Origin of the sequence: Bacillus sp. Nf3 (genome assembly GCF_003028545.1) — a bacterium.
Taxonomy (GTDB): Bacteria; Bacillota; Bacilli; order Bacillales; family Bacillaceae; genus Bacillus; species Bacillus safensis.
In genome coordinates, this window is record NZ_PYUA01000001.1 from 529471 (window position 1) to 554611 (window position 25141).

At 40.3% G+C, this 25141-nt stretch carries 19 protein-coding genes; 8 read left to right on the forward strand and 11 right to left on the reverse strand.

The window, feature by feature from the left end:
• Positions 1-23: 23 nt before the first annotated feature.
• From C9414_RS02610 to C9414_RS02640, 7 genes are all read right to left on the reverse strand, one after another.
• Positions 24-2138 carry an ArnT family glycosyltransferase gene (locus C9414_RS02610; protein ID WP_107163006.1) on the reverse strand — a complete coding sequence of 705 codons (2115 nt, stop codon included), beginning with the start codon at positions 2136-2138 and terminating at the stop codon, positions 24-26.
• 206 nt (positions 2139-2344) lie between these two features.
• A complete protein-coding gene (locus tag C9414_RS02615; protein WP_047201856.1) occupies positions 2345-3760 on the reverse strand; it encodes a HAMP domain-containing sensor histidine kinase in 1416 nt (471 codons plus the stop codon).
• On the reverse strand, positions 3757-4443 hold the full coding sequence (locus tag C9414_RS02620; protein WP_107163007.1) for a response regulator transcription factor: 687 nt from the start codon (positions 4441-4443) through the stop codon (positions 3757-3759). Before C9414_RS02620 ends, C9414_RS02615 begins: the two co-directional genes overlap by 4 nt.
• Positions 4440-5423, reverse strand: coding sequence for a YncE family protein (locus tag C9414_RS02625; protein ID WP_107163008.1), 984 nt, complete (start codon positions 5421-5423; stop codon positions 4440-4442). The genes C9414_RS02620 and C9414_RS02625 overlap by 4 nt, the downstream gene beginning before the upstream one ends.
• Positions 5424-5700: 277 nt before the next feature.
• The gene (locus tag C9414_RS02630; RefSeq protein WP_107163009.1) at positions 5701-7035 is read right to left on the reverse strand and encodes an MFS transporter; all 1335 of its coding nucleotides are present in this window, start codon (positions 7033-7035) and stop codon (positions 5701-5703) included.
• Positions 7036-7075: 40 nt separating this feature from the next.
• Positions 7076-7648: a TetR/AcrR family transcriptional regulator gene (locus C9414_RS02635; protein ID WP_107163010.1), complete on the reverse strand. Its 573-nt coding sequence runs from the start codon at positions 7646-7648 to the stop codon at positions 7076-7078.
• Positions 7649-7728: 80 nt separating this feature from the next.
• Positions 7729-10260, reverse strand: coding sequence for a PEP/pyruvate-binding domain-containing protein (locus C9414_RS02640; RefSeq protein WP_107163011.1), 2532 nt, complete (start codon positions 10258-10260; stop codon positions 7729-7731).
• Positions 10261-10541: 281 nt separating this feature from the next.
• Here C9414_RS02640 and C9414_RS02650 point away from each other — a divergent pair, with 281 nt between their 5' ends.
• The 3 genes from C9414_RS02650 to uvrA all read left to right on the forward strand — a co-directional run bounded on the left by C9414_RS02650 (position 10542) and on the right by uvrA (position 15950).
• Positions 10542-10787 (forward strand): CsbA family protein, encoded by a 246-nt coding sequence (locus C9414_RS02650; protein WP_024426229.1) that lies wholly within the window; start codon positions 10542-10544, stop codon positions 10785-10787.
• 293 nt (positions 10788-11080) lie between these two features.
• Positions 11081-13066, forward strand: a complete 1986-nt coding sequence (gene uvrB, locus C9414_RS02655) for an excinuclease ABC subunit UvrB (RefSeq protein WP_039181713.1) — start codon at positions 11081-11083, stop codon at positions 13064-13066.
• Between the two features lie 7 nt (positions 13067-13073).
• Positions 13074-15950: an excinuclease ABC subunit UvrA gene (uvrA, locus tag C9414_RS02660; protein ID WP_047201849.1), complete on the forward strand. Its 2877-nt coding sequence runs from the start codon at positions 13074-13076 to the stop codon at positions 15948-15950.
• A 31-nt stretch (positions 15951-15981) separates the two neighbouring features.
• On the opposite strand, the gene C9414_RS02665 is transcribed toward uvrA, so the two are convergent.
• Entirely contained in the window at positions 15982-16212 is a 231-nt protein-coding gene (locus C9414_RS02665) for a hypothetical protein (protein ID WP_047201848.1), read from the reverse strand.
• 197 nt (positions 16213-16409) lie between these two features.
• On the opposite strand from C9414_RS02665, the gene C9414_RS02670 reads away from it, so the two are divergent.
• From C9414_RS02670 to C9414_RS02690, 5 genes are all read left to right on the forward strand, one after another.
• Positions 16410-16745, forward strand: a complete 336-nt coding sequence (locus C9414_RS02670; RefSeq protein WP_047201847.1) for a membrane protein — start codon at positions 16410-16412, stop codon at positions 16743-16745.
• An 11-nt stretch (positions 16746-16756) separates the two neighbouring features.
• Positions 16757-17848, forward strand: coding sequence for a DUF4097 family beta strand repeat-containing protein (locus tag C9414_RS02675; RefSeq protein WP_107163012.1), 1092 nt, complete (start codon positions 16757-16759; stop codon positions 17846-17848).
• Between the two features lie 6 nt (positions 17849-17854).
• Positions 17855-18049, forward strand: a complete 195-nt coding sequence (locus C9414_RS02680; RefSeq protein WP_024423578.1) for a PspC domain-containing protein — start codon at positions 17855-17857, stop codon at positions 18047-18049.
• Positions 18050-18436 carry a phage holin family protein gene (locus C9414_RS02685; RefSeq protein WP_024423577.1) on the forward strand — a complete coding sequence of 129 codons (387 nt, stop codon included), beginning with the start codon at positions 18050-18052 and terminating at the stop codon, positions 18434-18436.
• A 94-nt stretch (positions 18437-18530) separates the two neighbouring features.
• Positions 18531-22385: a lamin tail domain-containing metallophosphoesterase family protein gene (locus C9414_RS02690; protein ID WP_107163013.1), complete on the forward strand. Its 3855-nt coding sequence runs from the start codon at positions 18531-18533 to the stop codon at positions 22383-22385.
• 30 nt (positions 22386-22415) lie between these two features.
• Here the strand turns inward: C9414_RS02690 and C9414_RS02695 are convergent, their stop codons facing one another.
• Genes C9414_RS02695 through nagA form a run of 3 tightly spaced genes read right to left on the reverse strand, consistent with a single transcriptional unit; the run spans position 22416 to position 25075 of the window.
• On the reverse strand, positions 22416-23141 hold the full coding sequence (locus C9414_RS02695; protein ID WP_039181699.1) for a GntR family transcriptional regulator: 726 nt from the start codon (positions 23139-23141) through the stop codon (positions 22416-22418).
• Positions 23142-23159: 18 nt separating this feature from the next.
• The gene (gene nagB / locus C9414_RS02700) at positions 23160-23885 is read right to left on the reverse strand and encodes a glucosamine-6-phosphate deaminase (RefSeq protein WP_047201844.1); all 726 of its coding nucleotides are present in this window, start codon (positions 23883-23885) and stop codon (positions 23160-23162) included.
• A complete protein-coding gene (gene nagA, locus C9414_RS02705) occupies positions 23885-25075 on the reverse strand; it encodes an N-acetylglucosamine-6-phosphate deacetylase (RefSeq protein WP_107163014.1) in 1191 nt (396 codons plus the stop codon). The genes nagB and nagA overlap by 1 nt, the downstream gene beginning before the upstream one ends.
• Positions 25076-25141 lie beyond the last annotated feature (66 nt).

Consider the following 25141-nt stretch of genomic DNA (forward strand, 5'->3'; position numbering starts at 1 on the left):
GTTCCTCCCTTTTAATAGATGAATTAATCAACGGATAGTTCATAAAGAGTGCCGCTCTCCATTCCGCCCATTCGTCCATTTGACTGATCATTTTGTTCTGATTGTTGGCTGTCTGTTTGCTGGTTCGTTTTGGATGTAGAGCTGTTCTGCCATTTAGAAGCAGATACTTCTTTTCCATTTTTTTGAATCCAAGTTAGAATGTCAGAACTCCCGCCTCTCATACCAGTAAGAGAGAAATATTTGATTTTGCCGTCTTTGACGAGCTGTTTGAATTCACTAAGCGTGAGAATGTTATCAGATCCACTAAATCCACCTAATGCCATAACAGCTTTTCCTGTTTTAATAATGTAAGGTGAAGCAGTGGTTGCATCTGTTGTTCCGAATAGGAATTCTTCTCCCGTATTGTTTTTCTCAAGATAGCTGATCAACTTTTCATTGACTTGTGAACTCATGCTGCCACTTGAAGTGGCAAGCTGAGGACCAGCCTCTGGAAGCATACTGTTTCCTCCATAAAGAAGAGGTGTGCTTGCCCAGTATAGTGGTGCAATCAGCATGCAAAGGATGGCGATGAGAGACACGAATTGTTTTCGTTTTTCTTTTCCTTTTATCAAAAGTAGAGAAAGGATTGTTCCAACACCAATGATACCGACTGCAATGCTTAGTCCAAGAGCGATCGCGCTTGTAAAAGTGGATAGGATAAAGATTTCAAATGCTGTTGTAACGAATATCGCAATTGGAAGCAGCCATTTTTTAAACCCAGTTCCTGTTTGAAATAATTGTGTCATAGAAACCCATCCGGCTCCTGCTAAAACAGCAATTGGCGGTGCCAGCATGATCAAATAATAATGATGGAAAAATCTTGCTACACTGAAAAATGCAGCAACAGGTATAAGCCAAGCTAACCAAAATAGAGTTTCTTTTTGTTTTGTATTGAGACGTCTTCTTTCAAAGGCAGTCGAGAAGAAGATACCAATCGCACCGAAGATTGCAAATGGAAGCAGCCAGCTGATTTGATCGGATAGTTCAGATTGGAATAAACGTAGCGGTCCCTTGGTTCCTGTACCAAACATGCCGGACCCATTTCCCATTTTTCCGCCCACGCCATTTGGCGGTCCATCACCATTACCGCCAAATGGCATATCAGGTGGTGTTGTGCCGTTTGCACTGCTTGGGGGTCCTTGCATTGAAGGCTGTTCCTGACTGGATGATTGGTTTGAATTGTCTGAGTTGTTTTGATTTCCATTAGATGGCGGCTGAGGCATGGTGGATGAATCATTGTCATTTTGCTGATCACCCTGCTGTGAAGGGGGCTGTCCCTCATCCTGATTTGAGCCGCCTCCCCCGCCAGACTGTTGACCAGTCAACCGCTGAAGACCGTTGTAACCAAAGGCTAATTCTAGTGCTGAGTTCGATTGACTTGATCCCATATAAGGGCGATTGTCTTTATAAGTGAGATCAACCGCTATAGACCAAGAAGCAGACACACCTAAAAGAACAATCATTGAAATCATCAGTGATAACAACTTTTTCTTCCATGTCGTTCTGTAGGCAATGATGTAAAAAAGAATGAGTGCTGGTACGATCATATAGGCTTGTAGCATTTTTGTATTAAAGCCGACGCCAATCATCGCAAACGAAACAATCGCCCAAAGAACCTTTTGCTGTTTTACAGCCTTGAACATCATTCCTGTTGCTAGTAAAAGTATAAAGACAAGTAAGCTGTCAATATTATTTGTGCGAGATACAGCAACCGCAATAGGTGTACACGCCATGATAAGTGCCGCTAATCTTGCCGCTGTTTGACCAAAAGTTGGTTTGACAAGACGATAGATCAGATAAACAGATCCAATGCCTGCTAAAGCTTGAGGCAAGATGACGCTCCATCCATGGAGACCAAAAATTTTGGCACTGATCGTTTGCAGCCAGAAGGTGAGCGGGGGTTTATCCACCGTGACATATCCTGCTGGATCAAATGACACAAAGAAGAAATTATGCCAGCTTTGCATCATACTTGTGACAGCCGCAGTATAATACGCATTCACCGTATCATCTTCCCAAATGTTATAAATGTTTAAGATGGCAGATAAGATCAATATGAAAAATAAATAAATATCAAATTTCTGAAAACGTCTGATCAAAAGCATGTCACTCCTTTTTCTTCACTTGAAAAAAGTGTAACAAGCAAATATGAATAAAATGTTAATAAAAAAAGGCCATTTTTTTATTTTTTTAGAAATAAAAACAGCTCTTGATGAAAAGAGCTGTTCAAGTTGTAGAAAGTCCTATGGATACTGAATTTATCAGATAAAGTAGTGATTCCAATGAGAGTAAAATATGTGAGTAGCTATAGAGTAGGTGAGCTCTCATTGAATGGAGCATTGGGAAGTTGAATGATGGCTGTTGTACCAAAGCCAGGCTCAGATTGAATGTCGAATGTCCCATGATGTTTTTTGATGATTTGATAGACAATGGCTAGTCCAAGGCCAGAGCCGCCATCTTTTCTTGTTCGTGCTTTATTTACACGATAAAATCGCTCAGAAACATGTGGAAGATCTTCTTTTGGAATACCATTGCCTTCGTCGGTCACTCTCAATTGAGCAACACTTTGGTGAGCTTGTAATTCAATTGATATTGATTTCCCAGATGGCGTGTAATGAATGGCATTGTCCAGTAAATTACGTATCACTTGTTGGAGACGGTCGCTATCACCATAAACAATACAATCCTCTTCAAGCGTTCGTTTGAAAGTAATGCTTTTTTTGTCAGCGACGAATGCCATTTGATCAAGAACATCGTGGATCAGCTGTGCAAAGACAATTGGCTCCATCGTTAGTGGATAAGAGTCTCCTTCTAACTGTGCAAGATCTAAAAGATCGTGCACAAGACGGCTTAAACGTGTGGCCTCATCTTGGATGATTTGCATCCCTTTCTTTTGATCAATGATCCCTTCTTCAATTCCTTCTGCATAGCCTTTCATATAACTTAAAGGCGTTCTAAGTTCGTGAGAGACATTCGCAAGAAATTCTCTGCGGTGCTGTTCAACTTTTTCGAGGGTTGAAGACAGTTTATTAAAGGAGCGGCTAAGCTGGTTTAACTCATCTCCTTTTTTGGTTACGGCCATTCGTTTTGAGAAATCACCAGATTCCATTTCTATTGCAATTTCTTTCATTTTATTAATGGTCTGCACAATTTGATTGGAGCTCTTATATCCGATCAAGAATATCAGAAGCAGAATCAATAAGATGGATATACCAAGCGTTAATCTAATTTGGACAAAGGGTTCATATACATCTGATAAGGGCATGGAGAGGAAAATAGTTCCCGATAGATCATCATTGCTTGAGAAAACAGGAATGGCGATGCCAAGAATATCTTGGTGAAACTTCGGGTGTTCTCTAATTAACACGACGGTTTCACCTTGAAGGAGCTTTTGGCGTTCCTTGAACGTAATGAGATTGTCATTTGTGTCCGTATCAAAAGGAAGTCCACTTGAAAGTTCCATTGGATCATCTGTAAAAATAACGTTCGCCTGACTTGAGTCATTTGCCCATTTCATTCTGTCGGTAAAATACTTGTCTTTCCCGTGTGTGTGATAGATTTCTGCCAGCTTCTTACCTTGCAAACTTAAGGAATCGATCTGTTTATCAATATATAAATGCTGGTATAAGTAAAAAGTAAGGGCAAGCGCTGAGGCTGCAACGATTCCGATCACTGCAAGGATTAAGAAGAGTACTTTCTTTTTAATCGATAATGGCTTCATTCTTCCTCCTCAAACTTATAGCCGACACCCCAAACGGTTTTAATATATCGTTCTGCTTCCTTTAATTTCAGTCGCAGCGTTTTGATATGTGTATCGACTGTTCTTAAAGAGCCGCTCGTTGAATGTGATTCCCACAATTTTTGATAAAGGTGTTCTCTTGAAAACACATGTCCTTGGTTGAGCAAAAGAAACATGAGCAAATCAAATTCTCTTCTTGTTAAATTAACGGGCTGTTGATGGAGGTAAACTTGTCTGCCATCTTGATCAATCTCCATGTCACCAATCTGTATTCGGCTGCGCTTTAGCGAAAGACCTCTAATTCGTCTCAGGGTTGTTTCAATTCTTGCTGCAAGCTCACGCAGACTGAAAGGTTTCATGATGTAGTCATCTGCTCCAATTTCAAGTCCTCTAATTCGGTCCTCCTCATAACTCCTTGCTGTTAAAAATAAAATTGGAATTTGAGATGTTTGTCGAATACGCTGACAGACTTCAAATCCATCCATGTCAGGCATCATGATATCTAATACAACAAGGTCAATAGATTCCTTTTCAAGCTGATGCAAGGCATCTTTTCCATTATTCGCAGTAGTAATGTGAAAGCCATGTCTCTTTAAAAAAGACCCGATTAACTCAAGCATATCAAGCTCATCATCTACGATTAAAATACGCATTTGTTCCTTCATTTCTTTTCCTCCAACACGATAGCATAAGGTCCTGATGGGACATTTAGTTGATTTTTCATAATAAGTGAGTGTTTATCGATGATGGATACTGAGTTGTCATCCAAGTTACTCACATAAATTGATGTCGTATCAGCGGTGATATAATTCGGATTTTGACCAGTTTCAACAGAAGCAAGCTGCTTATTTGTTTTGGTATCTACTTTGTATAGCGTATGATCTCCATGACATAGTACATATAAAGTAGAAGAATTTTTCTCTGGAAAAAATGCAACAGGCATAACGCCTAGCTTTATTTCTCGCTGTTTTTTGCCTGTTTTAGGGTCATAAGCAAGAATACTTTTATTTAAGGTACCTTGTTTACCATGGCCGCCGATCCAAATGGACTGTCCATCAAAATGAATCCCAGAAGGCCGTTCAAGTACAGAAAACGTACGTATATTTTTTTCCTTTTCAATATCTATGACTGAGACAGTATGACTTTCTGCATTTAAAACAAATAAAACACCTGATGAAGAAAGTGTCATAGAAGAAGGTAATTTTCCGGTTTTCACAGTTGATTTTATTTTTTTCCTTTTCGTATCAATAAAATAAACGACATTTTTCTGCGAATTTGCAGCAATTAATGTATGAGAAGCTGCATCATATGTAAGGGAAGTAAGCCCTTTATCCACCTTCATATAATCTGTTGCTGTCCCATTTTTTAGATTGATTTCGATAAGGGATTCTCCCTCTTTACTTGTAGCGATGATGATGTCTTTATTGATTTGAATAAGATCAGTAAGTGGGTGTTTTAAATCCACAGAAGAGAGCATTTTATTTTTTTGTATATCAACTATTGAAAAGGAGGCTTTTTTTAATTGAGAGATGACAGCGATCGATTGAGAGCTGCCTGGCGGTGTAAATTGCTGTTCTTTTCCACAGCCTGTCAAGAATAAAAGTAGAGCTGATAAACAGATTAAAACATATTTCATACGTTCCATTCTTCCGCTCCTTTGCGTTCTCTATTTTCAAAATCATACCACAAAAATTGTGAAAAAAAATTGAAGTTATTTATGCTGAAAAGAATGAAAAAGAGTTTTTAGGTGAAGTGAGGGGAGTCAATTTGTACCTGAAGTTCCTTTTTTGTCTGGTCGTATGCCATTTTTCCTTCTTTAAAAGATGATTTTCAGGATTTGATGGATGCACTTGCGATAGCTTACAGTGATACAAATGATGAAAAACTCCCCCGCTCTAAATAGACATAGAGCAAGGGAGCCATTAGGCGGAATGTTCAGATGATGGGGAGGTTGATTTTGTTTTTACACGTTGAGATAAAAAGAAACCAAGAATGCCTGCACCCATCAATACAATAAATAAAGATTGAAAACCACTCATGACCCCAATCAATGTAGACGAAATGATACTGCCAAAATATCGAAAGGTAGAGAAAATACCAGATGCTGAACCAGATAAACTTTGATCAACAGACGTTAAAGAAGCCATCTGCATACTAGTCATTCCAATCCCTGATGAAATTCCACCTGCGATAAGTGTCACGATTAGCAGTGGTAAGGTAGGGTACTGACTGAGTGTGATTAACATGATCCCTGATAAAGTGAGGCAGATAAATGAAAAACCAATCATTTTTTTCGCGCCTTTTTTCGGATGGAGTCTTGCCCCTAGCAAGCCGCTAATAGACATGCAAAGAGAAAATACTGATAGAATGATACCGCTTTGTGTATGAGACAGTGAAAGTTGTTGTTCCATAAACAGCGGCATAATTAGAAGGATGGCATACATGACAAAATTACTTAGCATGATCGACAGGTTAGCATTTGTAAATGAACTGTTTTTAAAAAGCGATAAATCGATGATCGGATTCTTTACTTTCCGTACATGTATAAAGAATAATGGAATGACGATCAACGCTAGAATTCCATAGATCAAGTATTCATTTAGCAAATGGCTTTTTGTGCATAGAATGAGTGTGGCAATCCCGATGGTTAAGTACAATGAACCAATGATGTCCACATTTACTTGTAAGCGTGTATGGTTTATTTTTGGAATGAGTAATACGCCGGTAACAAGTGTAAGGAACAAGAATGGGATATTTACAAGGAATATAGAGTGCCAATCAAAACTCTGAATAAGAATCGAACCAATAAAAGGTCCAAGTGCGGCACCAATACCGGCTCCAAAACCAAAGTATCCCATTGTTTTAGACAGTTTTTCGGGGGATACTGTTGCACGAATCAATGCAATGCTATTCGGTGTTAAAATAGCACCACCAGCTGCTTGAATGGAACGAAAAATGATGAGAAAAGCTAGATTTGGTGCTAAAGCACATCCAATCGAGCCAATTAAAAAGAGCATGACCCCAATTAAATACATTCGCCGGTGTCCGTATATATCTCCTAACTTACCAGCGATAGGCTGAGTGACTGCCATGACAATAAGATAAATTGTGACAACCCAAGTGATGTTTGAAAGGGATTGATCATAATACGTTGATATGGATGATAGAGCAACTGCGATCATCGTTGAGTTGACTGGAACTAGTATAGCCCCAAGCAACAAAGAATAGATGATGAGGCTCTCTTTGTTTAACTTCAATGTGTATACCACCTTTTGTAAAAAAGAAGAATTTCACCCTTTAAGCGGGAGAAATTCCTCTCATGAAAATGTGTGTGCATGTCTCAATAAAATCTTCTTTTTGTGTGAGCACGAGTTGGAAATCTTGCTCTAGTTGCTGAATGAAAAATCCATAATACGTACTAATGAAGATGTCTGCATAAATGTCTTCTTTTCCTTTTAATACACGATGCTTGGCACCCATCTTTTTGAAATATTGTATCAGCATTTCTCTCAGTTCTTGAGGATATAACTTTTCATGATTCGTTAAATCCTTAAACATATCCGGTTCTCGCATGCTGATATAAATAAATTCTTTTTTGGAAGTCAAATTTTCAAGGAAATAGGTACCGAGAAACTTTAAATCGGTGTATAAATCGCCTTTAAATTCTGCTTCTAGGGTTTTTGTCGGTAATGATTTCATCTTCATAATGGCAGCAATGACGCCGCGTTTGTTTTTAAAGTTGCGGAAAATAGTTGCTTCACTCACATTCGCTTTTGCCGCTATTTCTTTGGTTGTTGTTTTTTGATAGCCCTTTTCAGTTAATAAATCCATTGTTGCGCGAATGATTCGTTGATTTGTAGATTTTAACAAGCATACTCACCTCAGGTTATGAATGTGTTTGCAACAAAGTAAGTATACCGATAAAATCTATGACCGCCAATACGATTAGTTCATGAACGTGAATGCTGATTTAATATCTGAACGCGTCCATTGCTGCCATCTACTGTCACAAGGTCACCGGATTGGAGTGTTTCAGTTGCTATTCTAGTCCCTAAGACAGCTGGCATCATATACTCTCTAGCAATAATAGCTGAATGAGATAAAATGCCTCCAGCATCTGTGATGACTGCTTTTGCATCTCTAAATAAGCTCGTCCATAAGGGTGTAGTCGATTTGCAAACTAAAATATCATCCTTTTGAAATTGCGAGAATTCTTCAGCGCATGTAATGACTTTTACTCTTCCAGAAACAATACCACTGGATGCGCCAATTCCATGGATCACATCGTTTGTGTTGTTTTCGTTTTCTCTTAACGAACCAAGCATTCTTTCCACTTGCTGCAATTCAGCTTCAGTTGGTGTGCCGGTGTAAGCTGGGAGTTGAATGTCTTCATTTTCTTTCATTTCTATTTTTCTTTGCTGGACAACCGATTCGAATGAGGTAGACGTTGTGAGTGCTTTGTATACCTCTTCATCATAGAGATTCCATATATCATTTTGATGAGGAATTGCTCCTTTTTGTGTAAGAAGTTCACCAATTTTTAATAGATATACCCGGGCTTTAGCATCTAACATGGCATCAATGTAGAAATGGTGGTCATCTCGGATATTCGCTGCTTGAAGGGCAAATTGATACAGCGTCTCAAATTTTGTTTTAAACGACTCATCCTTCACTTGACTCATAAAATGTTTATACGTTTCTTGTCTTTTGATCACTGCTTTTGCAAATTCTTCATCAAAATCACATTGGGTCTGAATGTTATTTCTAATGATATCTAATATATACTCAGGGTTCTCTATCCATGTTTCTTCCGTAAAGTCATGACTTTTAACAGGTCGCCAGCCGTAAACCTGGAGAAATTCTTCTAATTTCGAAATGAAGTGTTTTCCTTTTTTCGAGTGATTGAGTGCATACAACAGCTCTGGGTTCTTTTCATGTTGAATAAATGCTTGATGAAGCTCTGGATCTTGAAGGACTTCCTTTGCTATATCCGATAGCATCTTATCTATTTCAAGAGATTTGTTCATCACGCCTATCATCATTTCGTGCAGCAAGACGACTTGTGTTTGATCACCAGTATACGTCACAAGCATGTCTTCGATTATGGACGATAGAATGACTTGTGGCATGATGATATCAAAATGATCATCATATGCTCGTATATAAAAAGCCTTTAATTCTTCAAAGCCTTCGATTGCTTTTTCAATGGTCATAGGCTCATTTATTTGGCGATCGAGTTTTTCGTAAAATGGAAAGAAGTTTTCTTCAAGAATCTTATACATCCGTTCACTTAGATGTGGAAATAACTCAAACATACTTTCATTAAAAACGGGTGCAGCTGTCTCTCCCGCTTGAGACATTTCCGGTGCAGAGTATAGGTGTCCCCTGTAAAGCTTAATATCTTTGATGTTCATATCAGGTACTTGATACTTTTCTCCATTTTTCTTCATCCCGCTTTTTAAGGCTGGTATGATCAGGCTTGAGAAAAGAGGGCTTGTTGGACCAGGCATATGATCGTCCATTGAAATCCAGAAATCTTGCAGCTCTTCTGGCTGCATGAGAAAAGAAGCACCTGCTGTTTCATTTGCTGATTTTGAGAGAGCTGTGGTAATCGGCCTTGCTTGAAGTAAATAAAACGACCCATTTGCTATACCAAATTCGATATCGACTCCATGTCCGTAAAGTTCTTCTACTTGTTTTGTGATTTGTGCGATTTCTATTAATTGATCATCGTTTAGGCAAAACTGGCCAGCCATTTCCTCCGCTACTGGTTCCTCGATGACACCCTTTTGGAAAGGAACAATTTGTAGCTCTTTCGCCCCAAGTGTTTTTTCAATCGAAAAGTTCTCTTTATCTACAATAAACGTGTCTGGTGTCACAAGACCGGAGACAATTGCTTCTCCCAATCCGTAGCTTGCGGTCAGCATCATTTCATTTGTTTTTCCCGATATGGGATTCTCACTAAAGATGACACCGGAAACGTCAGAATGGATCAATCCTTGAACGACAACGGCCATAAGCGGCATCTCTTCCTCGTTTTCATTCATCTCTTCCTTATAGTCTGTGACTCTCGCTGCAAAATAAGAAGACCAGCATTCTTTGACAGCTAGTAAAAATTCTTCATTTGATTTGATATTTAAATAGGTCTCGTACTGTCCTGCAAATGAGGCGCCTTCGAGATCTTCAGCAACAGCAGAGGAGCGGACTGCAACTGAGGGATAAGTCTTCCGCAATGATTGAAAGGACGAAAGCAGCTCTGCTTCCATTTGTGAAGGAAACGATGCTTCTTTGATTTTTTGAGAAAGATTTTGTTCTGCTGGCTGCAGATTGTGATATGAAAGAAAGCTTTCAAAGCTGTTGGTTTTAATAATAAATCCATCTGGGACTGGCAGGCCGTGATTGTTTAATTTGATTAAATTCAGGCCTTTTGCCCCTGCGAGTGATGCGGATTCTTCAGCCGCATGAAATAAAACTGAATACATGGGAATGCCCCCTTATCCAAATAGCCAATGGTTTGTATGTGTCTCTATTATTTAAAATGATAGTGCGCACTATCATTTTAATCATAGGATTGATTGGATGTTATTGTCAAAGACAGAAAGACCTATCTTTACAAAGGGGACAATCTCACTAATTTCCTTCTATTTCTAAAACAAAAGTCTCCGAACATGAAGAAAAACGGCGAAATTGAAAACTGTGAATTGTTCAATATGCCAATCTTTACTATAATCAAGGAAGTAGACCATGAAGAGGGAGGGTTTTTGTGATTACAAAAGCCATATTTGCACTAGTTTTTCCTTTCTTGCTCGTTATTTTATTTTCAAAGGTTACTTACAATCATTACGTGGGCATTGCGTTAACAGCAGCGCTTTTATTTGCTTCGTATATGAAGGGCTATACAGAAACCTACTTTATTGTGGGATTAGATATTATTTCTTTAGTAGCTGGGGCTTTGTTTATGGCTAAGAAAGAAATCGAAAAAAGAGAAAAAGCTGAAGAAAATCAATGATGTCATCGCCATCAAGAGCATGATGGCTGAAAACTGACATGTTTTAAACAAGAGCTGTGCTTACGATTTCTAGTAAGCACAGCTTTCTTTTTCTGCTCATCGAATATCTCACTCCAAAATGTTCCATACTGAAAGGAAGGTTTTCTTAAGAGGGTTATTTGCCAAGGGAGAGAGGGTATGACTGTATTGGAAATAAAAATCAAGTGAGAGCCGAACTTTAGTTCGTATTTTTGTGTTCTTTTATGATAATATATTCATTAGATAGATTTTCGTAACGAAACGGAGGCTTTGATGTGAGTGACCGCTTTGAATTAGTTTCTAACTATCAGCCCCAAGGAGATCAGCCAAAGGCGATTGAAAAGCTTGTTGAGGGGATCCATCAGGGGAAACAGCATCAAACGCTGTTAGGTGCTACAGGTACGGGAAAGACCTTTACTGTCTCCAACCTGATCAAAGAAGTGAACAAACCGACGCTTGTCATTGCGCATAATAAGACACTTGCCGGTCAGTTATACAGCGAATTCAAGGAATTTTTCCCGAATAATGCTGTTGAATATTTTGTGAGTTACTATGATTATTATCAGCCAGAGGCATATGTACCTCAGACCGATACATTTATTGAGAAGGATGCCAGTATCAATGATGAGATTGATAAGCTGAGACACTCGGCTACGTCCTCGTTATTTGAGAGAAGGGATGTCATCATCATTGCCAGTGTGTCCTGTATTTATGGCTTAGGTTCGCCAGAGGAATACAGAGAGCTTGTGCTGTCATTGCGCACTGAAATGGAGATTGAACGCAATCAGCTCCTTCGTAAGCTGGTGGATATTCAGTATTCTCGTAATGATATAGATTTTCAGCGCGGAACCTTCCGAGTCAGAGGAGATGTCGTTGAGATTTTTCCTGCTTCACGAGATGAGCATTGTATCAGAGTGGAGTTTTTCGGTGATGAAATTGAACGTATTCGTGAAGTGGATGCGTTGACTGGAGAAATACTTGGTGATCGTGATCATGTGGCCATTTTCCCAGCATCTCACTTCGTCACAAGAGAAGAAAAAATGGAAAAAGCAATTATCAATATTGAACAAGAGCTAGAAGAACAGCTCGAAAAGCTTCGCGAAAATGGAAAATTGCTTGAAGCGCAGCGCCTTGAGCAGCGGACAAGATATGACCTTGAGATGATGAGAGAGATGGGCTTTTGTTCAGGAATCGAGAATTATTCAAGACATCTGACCTTGCGTCCTCCTGGTTCAACACCTTACACACTGCTTGATTATTTCCCAGATGATTTTATGATTGTTGTCGATGAATCGCATGTGACGATTCCGCAAATCCGTGCCATGTACAACGGGGACCAAGCGAGAAAGCAAGTGTTGGTTGATCACGGATTCCGCCTGCCATCAGCACTTGATAACAGACCGCTCACCTTTGATGAGTTTGAAAAGCATATCAATCATATCGTGCATGTATCAGCAACGCCTGGTCCATACGAGCTTGAGAAAACGCCTGAGGTTGTGGAACAAATTATCCGTCCAACAGGATTACTTGATCCAATTATTGAAGTCCGCCCAATTGAAGGACAAATTGATGACTTAATTGGAGAAATTCATGCACGAATTGAGAAAAATGAGCGTGTGCTCGTGACCACATTGACGAAGAAAATGTCTGAGGATCTTACTGATTATTTAAAAGAAATCGGAATCAAGGTAAATTACCTGCATTCAGAAATTAAGACCCTTGAGCGGATTGAGATTATCCGTGATTTGCGTCTCGGTAAATATGATGTGCTTGTTGGAATCAACCTTCTTCGTGAAGGACTGGATATTCCAGAGGTGTCGCTCGTGGCCATTTTAGATGCGGATAAAGAAGGCTTTTTGCGCTCTGAAAGATCCCTCATCCAGACGATTGGCCGTGCAGCGAGAAATGCAGAAGGTCGGGTCATTATGTATGCAGACAATATGACGAAATCGATGGACATTGCGATTCAAGAAACGAAGCGAAGACGAGAACAGCAAGAAGCATATAACGAGAAATTTGGGATTACCCCACAAACGATCCATAAGAAAATTCGAGATGTTATTAAGGCAACAAAGATACATGAGGATTCGGAAGAATACGAAACAAAAGCAGCACCAAAGCTTTCGAAAATGAGCAAAAAAGAAAGAGAAAAAGTGATCGAAAAAGTCGAGATGGAAATGAAAGATGCAGCAAAAGCGCTTGATTTTGAAAAAGCAGCAGAATTAAGAGATCTATTGCTAGAGCTAAAAGCGGAAGGATGATTGCCTGATGGCTATGGAACGAATAGAGGTGAAAGGTGCTAGAGCCCACAACCTTAAAAATATTGATGTGAATATCCCGCGTGACCAACTAGTGGTCATTACGGGGTTATCTGGTTCAGGAAAATCGTCGCTTGCTTTTGATACCATTTATGCAGAAGGTCAGCGCAGGTACGTTGAATCTCTTTCAGCGTATGCACGCCAATTTCTTGGGCAAATGGATAAACCGGATGTAGATGCCATTGAAGGTCTTTCTCCGGCGATTAGTATTGACCAGAAAACGACGAGCCGAAACCCTAGATCAACAGTTGGTACTGTCACTGAGATTTATGATTATTTGCGTCTCTTGTATGCTCGAGTCGGAAAACCGATTTGTCCTATACATGGGATTGAAATTACGTCACAAACGATTGAGCAGATGACAGATCGTATTTTAGAGTATCCTGAAAGAACGAAATTACAAGTGCTTGCCCCAGTTGTTTCCGGCCGCAAAGGAACACATGTGAAAGTACTTGATCAAATTCGGAAGCAGGGCTATGTGCGAGTGAGAGTCGATGGAGAGATGGAAGACCTTTCAGAAGATATCGAGCTTGAAAAGAACAAGAAGCATTCCATTGAAGTAGTCATTGATCGAATTGTGGTGAAGGAAGGCGTGGCTGCTCGTCTGTCTGACTCACTTGAAACCGCGCTGCGGCTGGGCGAAGGCCGAGTGATGATTGATGTGATTGGACAAGAAGAGCTGTTATTCAGCGAACATCATGCTTGTCCGCATTGCGGGTTCTCTATTGGTGAACTTGAGCCGAGAATGTTTTCATTTAATAGTCCTTTTGGTGCCTGCCCGAGCTGTGATGGGCTCGGTTCCAAACTAGAAGTCGACCCTGAGCTTGTCATTCCTAATAAGGATCTGACTTTACGTCAGCATGCCATTGCACCATGGGAGCCGCAAAGCTCGCAATACTATCCTCAGCTTCTTGAGGCCGTATGTACACATTATGGCATCGACATGGACATTCCTGTGAAAGATATCCCATCGCATTTATTCGATAAAATTTTATATGGAAGCGGATCTGAACGGATTTATTTTAAATACGAAAATGATTTTGGACAGGTACGTGAAAATGAAATTGAGTTTGAAGGTGTTCTTCGTAATATTGAACGACGCTATAAAGAAACCAGCTCTGATTATATTCGTGAGCAAATGGAAAAATATATGGCGAATCAGCCATGTCCGACATGTAAAGGATATCGTCTGAAAAAAGAAACGCTGGCGGTTCTCATCAATGGCAAGCATATCGGAGAAATCACCGATTTGTCTGTCTCTGATGCCCTTGATTTCTATGAAAAAATCGAGTTGTCTGAGAAAGATTTGCAGATTGCCCAGCTCATTTTGCGTGAAATCAAAGAGCGCTTGTCTTTCTTAAATAATGTGGGATTAGATTATCTGAATTTGAGCCGGTCAGCTGGCACACTATCAGGTGGAGAAGCGCAGCGGATTCGCCTGGCGACTCAAATCGGGTCAAGGCTGACAGGTGTTCTTTATATATTAGATGAACCATCCATTGGACTGCATCAGCGCGATAATGATCGGTTGATCGGGACGTTGAAAAACATGCGCGACATCGGGAACACACTAATTGTCGTCGAGCATGATGAAGATACCATGCTAGCTGCTGATTATTTAATAGATATTGGACCTGGAGCAGGAGTTCATGGAGGAGAAGTGATTTCAGCTGGAACGCCAGAAGAAGTCATGAAGGACCCGAAATCATTAACAGGACAATATTTATCAGGTGAGAAATTTATTCCGCTGCCAATTGAGAGAAGAAAGCCTGACGGCCGCTATATTGAGATAAAAGGTGCAAAAGAAAACAACCTGAAAAACGTGAATGCGAAGTTTCCTCTTGGCGTCTTTACAGCTGTGACTGGAGTATCCGGCTCAGGGAAAAGTACGCTTGTGAATGAAATTCTATTAAAATCACTTTCACAAAAGTTGCACAGAGCGAAGGCGAAGCCAGGTCAGCACAAAGAAATCAAAGGAATGGATCATTTGGATAAGGTCATTGATATTGATCAATCTCCAATTGGCCGTACACCAAGATCGAACCCTGCCACGTATACAGGTGTCTTTGATGATGTGCGGGATGTGTTTGCACAAACCAACGAAGCAAAGGTAAGAGGCTATAAAAAAGGCAGATTCAGTTTTAACGTCAAAGGCGGGCGCTGTGAGGCGTGCCGTGGGGATGGCATCATTAAAATTGAAATGCACTTTTTGCCAGATGTGTATGTACCTTGTGAAGTGTGTCACGGGAAACGTTATAACCGTGAAACTCTTGAGGTCACATATAAAGGGAAGAACATTGCTGATGTGCTGGAAATGACGGTGGAGGACGCACTCCAATTTTTCGAGAATATCCCGAAAATTAAGCGGAAGCTTCAAACGATTTATGATGTGGGGCTTGGATACATTACACTTGGACAGCCTGCAACGACATTGTCCGGAGGAGAGGCGCAGCGCGTAAAATTGGCATCTGAGCTTCACCGCCGTTCAAACGGAAGGTCTCTTTACATTTTGGACGAGCCGACAACAGGTCTGCATGTGGATGATATTGCCCGTTTATTAAAAGTGCTTCAGCGTTTGGTTGAGAACGGGGATACAGTGCTGGTCATTGAGCACAACCTTGACATTATCAAGGCTGCTGATTACCTCGTTGATCTCGGACCAGAAGGCGGTGCAGGCGGCGGAACGATCATTGCCTCCGGCACTCCTGAAGATATTGCAAAAGAAGAAACATCTTACACAGGTCAATACTTGAAGCCTATTTTAGAGCGTGACCGTAAGCGTATGAAACAGCTGGTCAAAGAAACAGAAAGTGTGACTTCTTCATAAAGAAAACCCCTCGATAAGAGGGGTTTTTCTTTTATTGGACATCTTCTTTCGGCATTAAATTACTGAGGTGCGTTAAATCCTTTAAAATATGCGTGCTGCTGCTGTCGAGCAGTACCTTTAAATAACGGATATCACCATACTTTGGATGAGACGGATGAATGGTCTCAAGCTCCCTGATCATATCGCTGTTCATGCTTTTCTGTTTCTGTATAAGGTCTAAAAGCGTTTGAGCCGTATGGTTTGAATTATGATGATCTGTCAAAATAATTACCCCCTATAATGATAATCACCATCTTTTCAACATATTTTAAAGGGTAATCTGTGAAGAATCTACTCTTAGGTGCAAAAAGAAATAATTTGTGTCTAAGGTCATATGTAAATCGAATGATTTTGAAACTTTTTATACGCAATAAACGTATGAGTTAGAAAGGAATTTTCGTTATGAAGGAGCGAATATATATGAATAGAGATCAGTCGATTATTGCTTCTATTTGTTACTTTAGTGTATTTTTTATGCCGTTTATCGTACCGATCGTGGCGGTTTTTGTAGTAGACCAAAAGGAAACGAAACGGCATGCGATGCGGGCATTATGGTCACATCTTTTACCGGTCGCAGCATGCATTGTATTGGTTTTTGGGTCTATCCCGTTTTTATTGGCGACACAGGCAGGCGACTCGCTCATTCCAGTCATGACGGTGTTCATCTTGTCTTTTTTAGTAGTCATTGGCTTTTTGATCTCTGTCATTTGGAATATCATTCAAGGTATTAAAGTACTTCAATCCATCAAATCTTAGGAGGGCTTTGTATGAATGAAAAAGAACGAATTTTAAAATTAGTAGAAGACGGGGTATTACCAGCAAAAGAAGCAATTACGCTGCTAGAAAAATTAGAAGAAGGTCAGTCCGTCTCATTAGAAAAGTCTACGACTGATCACACCTTTCATGAAGAAAAAGCTGGAGCAGAGAGTAAAGGAAACGGCACCGAAAATCTTGGGGCAAAGCTGTTTGGCTGGCTAGATACTGCGGTGAAAAAGGTAAAAGACGTGGATCTTGATTTGAACTTTGGACAGTCCGTTGATGTTGAGCATATTTTTCAGTTCAAAGACGCCTCGCTCTCTCATTTAGATATTCAATTAGCGAACGGCAGCCTCAATGTGATGCCTTGGGACGATCAAGATATTCGAGCAGAGTGTCATGCGAAAATCTACCGTGCAGAGGATGGAGAGCAGGCAAGACAGCAATTTCTCAATCAATTGGACTGCGGGCTTGAAGGAGATAAATTTTTTATTCGAACCGAAAAGAAGACGATGAAAGTCAATGTTACTTTATACGTACCGCGTATCCAATACGATAAGATCAAGGTCAAGCTGTTTAATGGGCCGATTCGCGGGGAAAAGCTAAAGACAAAAGAACTTGCCGCGAAAACCACAAATGGTGTTGTCTCTTTTGCCTCGTTACAGGCAGAAAAAGTCGGAATTGAAACAGCAAACGGACAAATCAAACTGGCAGATCACGAGTGTGGTATGATTGAAGTAGAAACCATCAATGGGCTCATAGACCTGCGCGGGAAAAGTGAATCAATTGATGCCCAGAGCTTTAACGGAAATATTGCGGTTCAGCTGTCAGATGAAAAGTGCCGTTCCATCTATGCGAAAACGACAACAGGCAGTGTGGACGTTCAGATCCCGCGCGCATGTGCAGTGACCGCTGAGCTGAAAAGCAATCTCGGGTCTATCTCTCACGATTTACTTGATGCAGAGATGATTAAAGAAAAAAATGAAACATTACAAAAAGAGAAAATGATCAAAGCCAATCAACAAGCGGTGCAAAGTATATCCATTTTTGCAGAAACAAAAACAGGCTCAATACAAGTAAAGCACCAATCAGACAAGGAGTGATTCTACATGAAGAAACTTTATCGTTCAGCAACAGATAAAAAAATAGCGGGTGTTGTTGGTGGACTTGCGGAATATTTAAGTGTTGATGCATCGCTGCTTCGCATTTTAACCGTCATCATCGGATTTTTGACAGCATTTATGCCGATCTTCCTGATCTACTTCATATGGTATTTTGTTGTTCCGGAAGAAGGCACTAAATAAATGCTTAGATGGATCGTCAGTATTTTAGTAAATGCATTACTTTTAATCGTCATTGCTGGATATTTTGATTCAGGCATTTTGCCTGGGCTCGGGAGCGTGTATATTGAAGGATTTGGCGCAGCCATTGTGGCAAGTATCATTTTGTCCTTGCTCAATATTTTAGTGAAGCCGTTTTTGATCATTTTAACGCTTCCAGTCACCGTCCTTTCACTAGGATTGTTCTTATTTGTCATCAATGCCATTACACTCATGATGACATCGAGCTTTATGGGAGATAGTTTTAACATTGATGGATTCGGAACGGCCATTTGGATGGCTGTCATTTTGTCCATTTTCCATCTGTTGATACAAAAAGGAATCGTAGAGCCGTTAGCGAAAAAAAGCTAACGGTTTTTTTGTGCAAATTTGTATCGTTTCTCCGTTCCATCTGACATAAAAACCACCTTCAGGAGACACAATATCCGAAGGGAGGCGGTGCAAGATGGTGAACGTGAACAGACAAATCATGCTTTTATGTTTTTTTATCATTCTTTTTTGTTTCAGTCAGCCTGCTTCAGCAGGGCCTTTTCTTCAAACAGAAGTGAATGTACCGGACAAGCCTTTTTCGCCTTTTATCTTTGATCAATTTCATGTGGATATCCGCCCGGTTCAAGGAAAAAGCCATGACCTTCAGTTTCGTGCGTCCATTAGTGACCAAGAACAGATTTTGTCTGCGAACTTGTATTATAAACAAAGTGATGAACTGGGGTATCGCTTGATTCCAATGGAACGGCTGCCCGGAATGAAGCCAGAATTTACAGCGAAAATTCCGCCAGATCAATTATGGAATCCAACCGTTCATTACTATACAGAGTTCCTTACGCAAAAATCAGTGATCAAAACAGCAGAGAAATCGGTTCATTTAAATGGATTTGAAGAGGATCTTTCGCATATTCCGGACTTATTCATCACAGAAATTGTCGTTAATTCAAAAAACCGAAAAGGCAAAGATGCTTTTGAGTTTATCGAAGTGTATAACACGACACATGCGCCTATCTCACTTAAACATTATCAGCTCCGCTACCGCAATCCCACGCAGGGCATCGAATTGGATGATGTATATTCCTTTCATAAAAATCCAATCACCATTTCACCTGGAAAACCTTATGTTTTTTGGCTGAGAAAAAAAGGGCAGGAGCATTTAACTGTAGCGGACTTTAATGCCATGTACAAAAGCCAATTAAAAGAGGGCGAGCATCTAACCATTATCGAGAGCAAAGGGCTGTCCAACTCTAAATCTCGTCTTGTTTCGATCACAACAAATATAGGTGAAGAGATTTCTTCTGCCGCATTTCGTTTGAAGCCATCATGGTTTAGCGAGCATAAATCCTTGCTGTTTAAGTATCCAATGGATGGTACGACGCAGACGAAGCTGATTTCGAAAATTGAGGAAGAGCCCACTCCAGGTAAAGTGCTAAAAGCACAAATTCCATCTGAGAAAAAGGAAATTTCTCAAGATATCCATAAACCTGTGATTGAAGATATGACGATAAGGAAACCGGTGAAACCAACTGAAAGTGTAGAGATTAAAGCAGATGTCCAGGATGATCAGGCCGTGAAAACCGTCAAGCTGCGTTATCGAACGAATCGAAAAGAAGCGTTCAAGGAAATACTGCTTCAAAAAGACCAAAATGACCGGTTATTTCATCATATTATTTATTCACCTGAGTTGATTGGGAAGGAACAATTGGAATATCAGCTTGAAGCGTCAGATGGCGAAAATGAAGCCAAGACGTTGAAAAAAACGGTTGATGTGGAGCAGGTTAGCAAAGCCCACGGTCTCCGATTCAATGTAGAAGAGGGAGATACAATTTCAGGGTTATTTTCATTAAAGGCAACGTCTGATCAGAAAAAAAGCATCGAATTACGGATAGATGGAAAACGGAATCAGCAAGTATCCGCTGCCCTTGAAGCAGATCCATATATCGCATTTGATGTCAAAGGAACAAATTTATATTTTAAAAATGGTGTATCTATAGGTAAGCGTTTACTTTCTGTTTTTGATGATTCGACAAAAGTGTATCGTACCTATACAATGCCAATACCAGAAGAAGAGATAAAAAAGGCAGGTCTCCAAACGATCTCATTCCACGCTGGCACAAAGTCTTCTCCGATAGACCGGCTTCCTGGAGAGAATCATGATGATTTTGAATTGAAAAACGTCAGGATGATCTTATCGAATGGAACACAAATTCATCCAATCAATGCGAAGCCTCAAAAAGAATGGAGAATGGGAGACAGCGGGAACGCAAAAAAGGTTAGAACGTTTCAATTTGAGATTCCAAAAGAGGCTTATGTCTCAACCTATATAAAGTGGGATACAAAAAGGCTGAAAGAAGGGCCGCACTTAATTGAGGCCAAAACCTTAGACGAGCATGCTTCAGTACGTGTGAAAGTTGATAACACTGGGCCGAGAATTAAGACCAACGTACAAGCAAAGGATCAATATAAAGGCGCCTTTACATTAAAAGCAAAAGTAACGGATCGTTGGAGTGATATAGAAGAGTTGAAGGCGTATGTAGATGGCAAACCAGTTTCTTTGCCATATCAGACGTCCTCTAGTGAATTAAAGCCTGGCAAGCACACGTTTATGGTCAAAGCAAAAGATGCAGCTGGGAACATGTCGACGTTGAAAAAAGAGTTCAAGACGGTACATGAGCATCCAGAAACACCAGAACGGGTGGCAGATAAGACGAAAATGAAATCATCAAAGCAAACTGTGCTAACCAAGGATCCAACCAATGATAAGTTAGATTACTCTTTTTATCGTGCCTATCAATATACATCGCTGCATCCTTCAATGAAGATTTTTAAGTATGCAGCAGAGACAGAGCCGCCAAAGAGTTTTCTCCAAAAAGGAGAAATGATTTTTTCTGATCAAGAAAGGAACCGCATTGCATTTGTTGATGGGAAGGCAGTTGAAACGAAGGATTTACAGCGTTTTCCTTATCATCGTTTTCAAATTAAGGTTCATCATGATGTGCGCGAAAAGGATGTCGTCGAAGCTGTATGGAAAGGGAGTTCATTGTCGGGGAGAAAGGTGACAATGTACGCATGGAATCACCACCAGGAAAAGTGGGATAAAATCACTCATCACTTTGCGAAGGATCAAAAGGAATTTTACCTAAAAGGGCTGCTGTCAGTGAGACAGTACATGAAGAATCAAACGTTTGATTTGCTAGTACAGGATGAAATCAGCAAATCGCAAAAGCCATATAAGATGGTGTGGATGTCTGACACTCAATATTATGCAAAGAGCTATCCTCATATCTTTAAACAAATGGTCGAATGGATCAGAGATCAGAGGGAGAAATTAAACATTCAATATGTGTTCCATACAGGCGATATTGTGGATGATTCAAAGGATAAGCAATGGCACCGTGCTGATACATTTATGCGTGTATTAGATGAGAATCACATTCCCTATGGTGTTTTAGCAGGAAATCATGATGTTAGACACAAGGACGGTTTATATACGGAATACGGGAAATATTTCGGGGAAAAACGCTTTGCTGATAAGCCTTACTATGGTGAATCCTATCGAAACAATAAAGGTCATTATGATCTCATCTCTGCCGGCGGCAATGATTATATGATGGTGTACATGGGCTGGGGGATTAAGCAAGATGAAATTGATTGGTTAAACCGCGTGATTTCTGAACATCCAGATCGTATTGTCATTTTAAATTTCCATGAGTATTTGTTAGTGAGCGGCAACCGAAGCCCGATTGGCGATCTCATCTTCCACCAAGTGGTGAAACGCCATCCTAATATTGTTGCGGTATTTAGCGGCCACTACCATGGAGCCAGCAGGAAAGTAGATGAGCTTGATGATGACCATGATGGAAAAGCAGACAGGAAAGTATATCAAATACTTGCCGATTATCAGTCAGGACCTGAAGGTGGTCAAGGGTTTATGAGGGTCATAACAGCCGATCAAGAAAAAAATCAGCTTCATTTTACAACATATTCACCTTACTTGAATAAAGAGCATTTTTACGATCCAAAAACGTATGGAGATCAAGATGAATTTTCAATCGATGTGGATTTGACACCGAAAATGAAATCTGTCAAAACCAATTATTTTGAACTCAATGTGTATACGAATGTTCTTCTAGGAGAAGCGCGCGGCGTAAAAAGCGGCAAAAAAGCGAGCTTTGAGTGGAAGGGCTTAAAGCCCAATGAAGATTATTATTGGTACACTGTAGCAAAAGATCGTTTCCAAGGAAAAGCCATTTCACCAATTTGGAAAATTCATACAAAAAATGATGATGAAACAAAATTTCTTAGGAAATAAAAAAACAGTGCTCCGTGTCAGGGGCACTGTTTATCTTTCCATTGTATGAATGAGCTTGTAACGATCCCCTCTATAAACGGAAACAACATACTCAAATGGAACGTCTTGTTGAAAAAAAGTCGTTCTTGTTATGGACAGCACAGGATCGCCTGTTGAAATAGACAGCAAGTATGCTTCTTCCTTTGAGGCAACATTGGCTTCAAGCTCCTGTTTGGCATGAGCAATGACATGACCAGTGTGAGTTTCTATATATTCATATAAAGAGCCAGTTAAATGTTCCTTTGTTAAATCTCCTGCAAATCTTTCAGGTATATAGCTCGTTTCAATCGCCATCGGTTCATCATTTGCAAGGCGTATCCGTTTTAGTTCAAAAACATCATCACTATTTGACAGTTGTAGGGCTGGCAGCAAGTGCTCTGGACATACGGTTTTTTTGAAGTCAATCAGCTGGCTTGATGCTTTGAGCCCTCGCTGCCGCATATCCTCTGAAAAGCTTGTTAAGCCTTGAAGCGGCTGTTCAAATTTTTTTCGGCTAACAAAGGTACCTTTACCTTTTTGTCGATACAAATATCCTTCGTTCACAAGATTCGATAAGGCTTGTCTGACAGTCATTCGACTAATACCAAAGCGTTCGGCATATTCTCTTTCAGAAGGAATGAGTGTATCAGGTGCTAATGTTCCATCCTCAATCTGCTTTTTCAAGTTCTCCATAATCTGATGGTACATCGGAATAGGTGACTGCTTATCAATAAACATGTGAAAATCCTCTCGTTTTTAGCGTAGTGATCCAGCTTCTCGATCAATCAAAACTGTTACATCTTCATGGAGTTTCAGTGCAGATGCTGGGAAGTCTGGATGAATCTCTGCCTGTTCTAAATATTGTATCACTTTCGCTTTTGATTTTCCCGAAGCAAGAAGGAGAATCTTTTTACTTGAAAGAATGCTCGCAATTCCCATTGTGATCGCATGAGTAGGTACCTCATCAATAGAAGAAAAGTATCTTGCGTTAGCCTGTCTCGTGTTCTCATCTAATTGCACGACATGAGTCTTTGAGTTGAAAAGGGTACCAGGTTCGTTAAAACCGATATGTCCATTTTGACCGATTCCAAGGAGCTGAAGATCGATGCCGCCTACATCCTCAATAAGCTGGTCATATCTTAAGCATTCCTTTTCTAAGTGAGCTGCATTGCCATTTGGAAGAAAATACTGACCCTGAGGGAGATCAATATGGTCAAATAAATGACGTTTCATGTAGGTCATATAACTATTTTCGTGTTCTGGATCAAGTCCTGCATATTCATCTAAATTGATTGTTTTTGTTTTCTTGAAAGACAATTGATGTGCTTGATGAAGTTGAATTAACTCTTTGTAAGTATCAATAGGTGTACCGCCCGTTGCTAGGCCGAGTACGGCATCAGGTTTAGCAGCTATTGCAAGTGCAATAATGGCGGCTGCTTCTTTTCCTAATTGCTCCTTGCTTTCAAATTCGATGATGTTCATTAGTGGTTGGCCTCCTTTTTTTCAAAGACGATTTGTCCACGGCAGATCGTCATCATCAGTTCACCAGATTCATCCCAAATCACCAAATCTGCTAGTTTTCCAACTTCGATGGAACCGAGCTGTTGATCAAGTCCCAGCTGAGCGGCTGCATTGGTTGAGGTCATCTTCGCAATCTCTGTCCACTCACAATTTGTAAGCTGTTTCATCCGTTTGACGCCATCTTTCATTCGCAAAATCGATCCTGCAAGTGTACCATCTTCCAGCAATGCTTTTTTGCCGCTTACTGTGACCGTCTGACCGCCAAATTCGTACGTTCCATTACCGAGCCCTTTTGCACGCATCGAGTCTGTGATCATGATTAAACGATCACTTCCTTTTGCCAAATACGCTAGCTTGATGGAAAGAGGATGGGAGTGAATCCCGTCTGTGATCAGCTCGGTATAAAGGTTCTCATTCGTAAGAGCAGCACCTACAGCGTTCGGTTCACGATGCTGAAACGAACTTATTGCGTTATAAAGATGCGTTACATGGCGTGCACCATGCTTAGCTGCTAAATTAATCATGTCATGACGGGCATTCGTATGTCCAATAGAAGGGATCATGTTCTTTTCCTGTAACAGGGACAGAAAAGCAAAATCTGTGTCTTCCTCAGGCGCAAACGTGACAATTCGAATTAGCTGTTCAGATGCATCCAGCCATTTTTTAAAAAGCGGAATATCGGGCTGTTTAATCCATTGAACAGGCTGTGCCCCTGCCTTATCTTTAGAAATAAATGGACCTTCTAGGTGGATTCCTAGACATTGCGCCTGACTTCCTGCTTGTTCTTCATTACTTTGTTTCCACTGAGCGACATTTTTAAGTGCCTGCTCAATCTCATGATGGTTTTGTGTAATGGTTGTCGCTAAAAAACTTGTCGTTCCTTCTGATGGAAGGTTGTCAGCGAGTGTATTCATCGCTTCTGCTGTCGCATCCATCATGTCTGCACCATATCCACCATGGATGTGAATATCAATCATTCCAGGGAGTAAATAAAAGTTTTCCCGGGAAATATATACTTTTTCATAATTTCCTGTCGGTAGTGATGTTGAAATATAGTCAATCTTGCCATCGCGTAAACCGACAAAACCGTTTTCAATGATCTTTGTCTTTGTCACAATATGAATATTGGAGAGCAATAAAGAACCGCTCATGTTTGAGCCCCCTTATTCGTTATCTTTCATTTAAGTTTACTCTTTTTAAGTATAGTTGTCTATACC

What these genes read in the sequence shown, in the direction of transcription:
- C9414_RS02615 (WP_047201856.1), bottom strand. Translation starts at nt 3,760, where the DNA reads ATGAAGCCATTATCGATTAAAAAGAAAGTACTCTTCTTAATCCTTGCA.
- C9414_RS02620 (WP_107163007.1), bottom strand. Translation starts at nt 4,443, where the DNA reads ATGAAGGAACAAATGCGTATTTTAATCGTAGATGATGAGCTTGATATG.
- C9414_RS02625 (WP_107163008.1), bottom strand. Translation starts at nt 5,423, where the DNA reads ATGGAACGTATGAAATATGTTTTAATCTGTTTATCAGCTCTACTTTTA.
- C9414_RS02640 (WP_107163011.1), bottom strand. Translation starts at nt 10,260, where the DNA reads ATGTATTCAGTTTTATTTCATGCGGCTGAAGAATCCGCATCACTCGCA.
- uvrA (WP_047201849.1), top strand. Translation starts at nt 13,074, where the DNA reads ATGGCTATGGAACGAATAGAGGTGAAAGGTGCTAGAGCCCACAACCTT.
- C9414_RS02670 (WP_047201847.1), top strand. Translation starts at nt 16,410, where the DNA reads ATGAATAGAGATCAGTCGATTATTGCTTCTATTTGTTACTTTAGTGTA.
- C9414_RS02675 (WP_107163012.1), top strand. Translation starts at nt 16,757, where the DNA reads ATGAATGAAAAAGAACGAATTTTAAAATTAGTAGAAGACGGGGTATTA.
- C9414_RS02680 (WP_024423578.1), top strand. Translation starts at nt 17,855, where the DNA reads ATGAAGAAACTTTATCGTTCAGCAACAGATAAAAAAATAGCGGGTGTT.
- C9414_RS02685 (WP_024423577.1), top strand. Translation starts at nt 18,050, where the DNA reads ATGCTTAGATGGATCGTCAGTATTTTAGTAAATGCATTACTTTTAATC.
- C9414_RS02690 (WP_107163013.1), top strand. Translation starts at nt 18,531, where the DNA reads ATGGTGAACGTGAACAGACAAATCATGCTTTTATGTTTTTTTATCATT.
- C9414_RS02695 (WP_039181699.1), bottom strand. Translation starts at nt 23,141, where the DNA reads ATGTTTATTGATAAGCAGTCACCTATTCCGATGTACCATCAGATTATG.
- nagB (WP_047201844.1), bottom strand. Translation starts at nt 23,885, where the DNA reads ATGAACATCATCGAATTTGAAAGCAAGGAGCAATTAGGAAAAGAAGCA.
- nagA (WP_107163014.1), bottom strand. Translation starts at nt 25,075, where the DNA reads ATGAGCGGTTCTTTATTGCTCTCCAATATTCATATTGTGACAAAGACA.